Origin of the sequence: Bradyrhizobium sp. UFLA01-814, from assembly GCF_046718885.1 — a bacterium.
Lineage (GTDB): Bacteria > Pseudomonadota > Alphaproteobacteria > Rhizobiales > Xanthobacteraceae > Bradyrhizobium > Bradyrhizobium elkanii.
Map to the genome: position 1 here is coordinate 1 of NZ_JAQOSR010000296.1, position 5,550 is coordinate 5,550.

A 5,550-nucleotide genomic window follows, 5' to 3' on the forward strand; every position below is an offset into this window, starting at 1 on the left:
GATGGTGGCGATGCCGGGCGGGTAGACCACGAACGGCGTCGCGGCGACGCGGCCGAAGATCTGGTCGATCGGCAGATAGTCGACATCGTTGCGGATGAGATATTGTGCGGCCTGGCGCGGCGACATCGCGATCTCGGGCAGGTGCTCGGGCAGGAATTGCCTAGCCTGCAGCGTGCTGACGCTGCCGTCGCGGAAGAAGCGGTGCATGTCGCCGCAGAGGTCGCGCAGCCGCACCCCGCTATAGCGTTGCGGGCGGCGGCGGAAGAATTCGGGGATGACGTCCTCGATCAGCGCGTTGTCGTCGTGCAGCTTCTTGAAGGCGACGAGCCCCGACACCAGCGTGCCGGCCTTGCTGGCCTCGACGCCGGGCGTCAGCAGGAACAGCAGGGAGTTGAGGTCGTTTTTCTCGGCGACGATCTGGTTCTCGCGGAGATATTGCGCCACCACCGGCGCGGGGATGCCGTGATCGGCGTAGGCGCCGGTGGCGTGATCGAAGCCCGGCGTCAGCAATGTGAGCTTGTTCGGGTCGGTCATGGCGAAGCCCGCGGTCAGCTCGGGGAAGCCGTGCCAGGTTTCGCCCGGACTGAGCTGCCAGTAGGACGGAGTGGTCGCGAGCTGATCGGTCGAGATGGTCTCCCAGGCGACATTGTGCACGCCGTTCTCGCGCGCGACATCGGGGATCTTCACACGGTCCGGCACGAACGGCTCGAAGAACCAGCGCCGCTCGGCCCGCGTCTCTTTCTCCTCGAACTCGCGCTTCACGGCGCGGATCTTCTTACGCAATTCGATGCCGAGCCGGATCGTGTCGTCCCACAAGACTTCGCCGGAACGGCCCTTCATCATCTGCGCGCCGACATCGAGCGAGGCGAAGATCGGATAGAACGGCGAGGTCGAGGCGTGCTGCATGAAGCTTTCGTTGAAGCGGCGGTGCTCGACCCGGCGCTTCTGGCCCTTGATGTGGCGGTCGCGAATGTGGATCTGCGAGGCCTGCGAGAAGCTCGCGAGCTGCTTGTGGGTGGATTGGGTCGCGATGATGCCGGGGGCCTCGGGGCCGAGATCGGACAGTCCCATGGCGAAGCGGCCGGCATAGATCGGGTGAAATTTCATGAAGCCGGCCCAGGCCTCGTCGAACAGGATATAGTCGCAGAGATGGCCGATCCGCTTGAGGATCATCTCGGCCGAGTGGATGGTGCCGTCATAGGTGCACTGCTCGACCACGGCGACGCGGAACGGACGTTCCTTCTTCCAGGCGTTCTCGTCCTTGACCAGCGGATGCTTGCGGATGTGGTCGCGCAGCGTGCCCTCGTCGAGCAGGTCCCAGCGCATCGGGCCGATCAGGCCCCAGGCGTTGCGCACCGTCGGCACGTAGACCGGGATGCCGCCGCCGATCAAAAGCGCGCCGTGATGCGCGGCCTTGTGATTGTTGCGGTCGAACAGCACGAGGTCGCCGTCGGTAACCAGCGAGCCGAGCGCGACCTTGTTGGAGGTCGAGGTGCCGTTGAGAACGAAATAGGTCTTCTCGGCGCCGAAGATCCGGGCCGCCTCCTTCTGCGCCCGCAGCGCCGGCCCCTCATGGGTGAGGAGGTCGCCGAGGTCGAGCACGGAATTGTCGAGGTCGTCGCGGAACACCGCTTCGCCGAGATGTTCGACGAACACCCGTCCGATCGGGCTGCGGCTGTAGAACACGCCGCCATTATGGCCCGGGCAGGTCCAGAGCTGGTTGCCTTCCTCGGCATAATCGACCAGCGCCCCGAAGAACGGCGTCTTCAGGTTCTCGGCATATTGCTTGAGCCGGCTGATCAGATTCTTGGCGATGAAGGGCGGGGTCTCCTCGGACAGGAACACGTAGCCGTCGATGAAATCGAGCACCTCGACCGGCAGGTCCTCGAACCGCTTGCGCCGGATCAACAGGATGATCGGGAAGTCGAGGCCGCGCCGACGCATCAGGTTGATCAGTGCCGCGGTCTTTCCTTCAAGGCCCTTCTTGCCCCAATCGACCACCATGCAGCCGATCGCAGCATCGGTCTGCACCGCGATCTCGGCATCTTCCAGCTTGCGGGCGCGAACCACCTCGAAGCCGGAGCGCTCGATCTCGGCGATGATCTGGTTGAAGCGGATGCCCTCGAGGTCGTCGGCCTCGAACACCGGCGCAGCGAACAGGAAGTTGAAGCGTTTGAAATAGTCCATGCGTGTCCCCGAACTGGTCCGGCGCTGACGTGTCGGCACAATTCATGACAGGCAGATGACAATGGGGCGGATGGAGGATCGAATACCTTGTTGGGGACGCAATCCCTCACTGCACGGCGCCAGCCCGTGGATATTCGAGCTGCGTGGCGACGAAGTCCGCCGTGCCACGGCCATACCGTGTCTCGATCCCGGCAAGCGCCCGGTCGAGCGCCTGCGCGGGCGGCGCGGTGCCGACCGCGGGCAGCAGACCGTCTGCGGACCAGGCCGACGCCACGACTTGCGGATAGATGCGCAGGCCGTTGCGGGTCGTCACCGCGTCGCCGGTCGCGGCGAAAGTCACGGCATGCGAGCGATAGGTGCGCGACCAGCTGTCGGCGACCAGCGCAAGCGAGACCTCGTCGACGCCGGGAACAAGCGCGAGGCCGAGCTGTTCCCGGTTCCAGAACGCCAGCGTGTTCCGGATCGCGGTCAGCGCGAAGGGACGGGTGAACTTGAAGGCGTTGCTGTCATGCCGCGCGTCCCAGCCGGGCAGGCCGATCTCGCGCGCGACGGCCTCGGCCCTGGTGCGGCCGGCGATCGCCTCGATCAGGGTCAGCGACATCGGCATCGACGCCGAAATCCCGGTCGTCGTCGCGACGCCGTGGTCGACCACGATGCGGCGGTCGGCGACGTACCGGATCTCGGGATGTTTGTTGCGCCAGTTCTTCAGGTAAAACCAGTGCGTGGTGGCGCGCTTGCCGTCGAGCAGGCCGGTCGAGGCGAGCACCTTGGCGCCGGCGCAGACGGCGACGATCACAGCGCTTTTCTTCGCCTGCTGCCGGATCCATTGCATGACCGCCGGATCGTCGTCGCGGCTCATCGCCGGCACGATGACGTAGTCGGCGCCGTCGGGATGTGCGGCATCGAATGCGGCGATGGTCGCATCAGGCTCGACCTTCAGCACCGGGAACAGCGCGACCGGACCGGGTCCCGTCGCCAGCGTGACGACATCGGCAACATCGGCGCGCTTGAGGATGCCGTAGGGCATCAGATAGTCGGTGGTCTCGGTCATGTCGTTGATGCCGAGGATCGCGATCAGCGGTCGCGCGCGCTTCGGTGGCTTCAGCGCCGCGAGCGTTGCATCCTGCTCGGCCTTGGCGATCGGAGGCGGAACCCGGAATGCCGATGCGGCGGGCAGGGTGAAGAGCCAGATGCCGCCAATGATTGGTACCAGCGCGGCAACGGCGATGCCGCTCCACACGAGAAGCCGCCAGGTCATGATGATCGATCTCAACGTATCCGCGTGCGTCGCCCGGCACGCAAGCTACTCGCCGGTCACGCCGACCAAAACGGCGAAATTCCCGCAAAAACGGACACGCCAACAACGCGGCTCAAACGCGTAGCCCGGATGAGCGACAGCGACATCCGAGGCCGGTCCTTCCCCGCATGTCGCTCCGCTCACGCGGGCTGCTATGCGACGCGCTCAGTAGATGAGGTTCGTACCCGGCGGCTTTTCCAGTGCCGCCGCCAGCGTCCGATACTCATCGCAGTCGGTGCCGCAGATCTCGGCAATCCGCTGCAGATGATACTGCGCCTGGTCGCGGTTTCCCTGTTCGATCTGCCACAGGCCGTAGTAGTTCCACGTCAGGACGTGGTTCGGATCGGCCTTGAGCGCACGTTCGTACCAAACCTGCGATTGCTTGTAGTCGCCGAGCTTGCGATAGGAATAGCCGATCAGGTTCGCGACATCAGGATGATCGTCGCGGTCGAGTGCGTGCAACTGATCGATCGCGGCGGCGTAGTCGTTGCGTTCGTAGATTGTCGCATAGGCCGCGCGATAGCCGTCGCGGAATGCCGGGTCTTCGAAGCCGGACTGCTTGACGGGTTTCTTGACCTTGTGCGTGGTCTTTCTGCCCTTCTCCTGGGGATAGGACGGCGCGGGAGTGCCGTAGCTCGACCCGTATGGGTCGCCACCACCGCCGCCGCCGCCACCTCCGCCAGCCGCGATGGCGGTCTGCGGCGGGAACAGAATGATCGGCGCTGTCAGAAATGCCGCAAGCATCATCGGTGACTTGATCATGGACACCTCCCGATTTGATAAGGATAGTCATCGGCCTGAAGCACTAACTCCCGATCGCGGGAGACATTCCGCGCGTTCTGAGAAATTGTTTGCCGAAGCGGCAATCGCACTGTCTTTTCGGGACGTCGCGCATTCGCGTGCACGCTGGCTGAGTGTTTTGTTCGCGCCATCGGACATCGGAGTCGAAACTAACATCGGTGTTAGAATCGCACTCAAATGCTCAATGGCTATCTGGACCCGCGGCAAGGAGAACGATCGACGATGAAAACGGACCTCGCCGAGATCTACCGGAACTACATTGCCTGTTTGAATCGCCAGGACTGGCCGCAACTCGGTCGGTTCGTTGACGAGGATGTGTGCCACAACGGCCGGCGGCTCGGATTATCCGGCTATCGCGAGATGCTGGAAGGGGACTTTCGCGACATCCCCGACCTTCGCTTCAACATCGTTCTGCTGGTGTCGGATGCGTCCCATGTCGCGAGCCGGCTGGCGTTCGATTGTTCGCCGAAGGGCGCGTTCCTCGGTCTCGGCGTCAACGGCAAGCGCGTCTCCTTCGCCGAGAACGTGTTCTACGAACTCCGCGACGGGAAGATCGCGCAGGTCTGGTCGGTGATCGACAAGGCTGCGATCGAGGCCCAGCTGTAGCGGCGGAGCCTGGATGCGCCTGACGCCGCTACTTCTGCTCCGGATGCCAGGCGCCATCCCAATCCGCCGCCGGCGGGTTCTGCTGAAAGGCTGCGACGCGCGCCTTCATGGCGATCGACGGGCCGTCGCCGGGCGCCGCCGCCAACGCCGCGGTGAAGGCTTGCTCGGCGTCATCCCAGCGGCGGTCGCGATAGGCGGCGAGACCGTCCGCGTAACGCTGCCGCAACTCGGTCTGCGCCGGCGTCAGTTCGTCCTTCTTGCCGAGGATTTCGAACACCGCGACCGGCTGGGTCTGCCCCATCACGACGAGACGATCGATCTCGCGGAGCTCGATGGTTGCGGCACAGGCTGCGGCGGTTGCTTCCGAGATCAGGCTGCGGCTGCCGTAGAACTTGTTGGCGCCTTCCAGCCGCGAGGCGAGGTTCACGGTGTCGCCGAGCACGGTGTAGCTCATCATGAACTCGGAGCCGATGCTGCCGACCAGGGCCTCGCCGGTGGCGATCCCGATCCGGATGTCGCAATCGGCCGGGATCACGCGCACGCCGAGCAGTTCGGGCAGATCCTTGCGCAGCTGGTTGACCTGGCCGATCATGTCGATGGCGGCAAGCGCGGCGAGATGGGTCTGCTCGGCTTCCTCGACGAAGGGCGCGCCCCAATAG

Annotated in this window: 5 protein-coding genes; 1 reads left to right on the forward strand and 4 read right to left on the reverse strand. The window is 64.6% G+C overall.

Going from position 1 to position 5,550, the window contains the following annotated elements; translation table 11 throughout:
• From PMN64_RS41695 to PMN64_RS41705, 3 genes are all read right to left on the reverse strand, one after another.
• Positions 1-2,187: Orn/Lys/Arg decarboxylase N-terminal domain-containing protein (locus tag PMN64_RS41695; RefSeq protein WP_411784971.1), on the reverse strand; the 2,187-nt coding region annotated here is incomplete at its 3' end.
• 106 nt (positions 2,188-2,293) lie between these two features.
• Positions 2,294-3,445: a DJ-1/PfpI family protein gene (locus tag PMN64_RS41700; RefSeq protein ID WP_411784972.1), complete on the reverse strand. Its 1,152-nt coding sequence runs from the start codon at positions 3,443-3,445 to the stop codon at positions 2,294-2,296.
• Between the two features lie 204 nt (positions 3,446-3,649).
• Positions 3,650-4,246 (reverse strand): tetratricopeptide repeat protein, encoded by a 597-nt coding sequence (locus tag PMN64_RS41705; protein ID WP_411784973.1) that lies wholly within the window; start codon positions 4,244-4,246, stop codon positions 3,650-3,652.
• A gap of 261 nt (positions 4,247-4,507) precedes the next feature.
• Between PMN64_RS41705 and PMN64_RS41710 the strand changes: the two genes are divergently transcribed.
• Entirely contained in the window at positions 4,508-4,891 is a 384-nt protein-coding gene (locus PMN64_RS41710) for an ester cyclase (protein WP_411784974.1), read from the forward strand.
• A gap of 28 nt (positions 4,892-4,919) precedes the next feature.
• On the opposite strand, the gene PMN64_RS41715 is transcribed toward PMN64_RS41710, so the two are convergent.
• Positions 4,920-5,550, reverse strand: a 631-nt coding sequence (locus PMN64_RS41715) for an adenylate/guanylate cyclase domain-containing protein (protein WP_411784975.1), incomplete at its 5' end; no start/stop codon positions are given.

Bases quoted from the DNA above. Each gene is read 5' to 3' on its own strand.
- PMN64_RS41705 (WP_411784973.1), bottom strand. From the start codon at position 4,246: ATGATCAAGTCACCGATGATGCTTGCGGCATTTCTGACAGCGCCGATC.
- PMN64_RS41700 (WP_411784972.1), bottom strand. From the start codon at position 3,445: ATGACCTGGCGGCTTCTCGTGTGGAGCGGCATCGCCGTTGCCGCGCTG.
- PMN64_RS41710 (WP_411784974.1), top strand. From the start codon at position 4,508: ATGAAAACGGACCTCGCCGAGATCTACCGGAACTACATTGCCTGTTTG.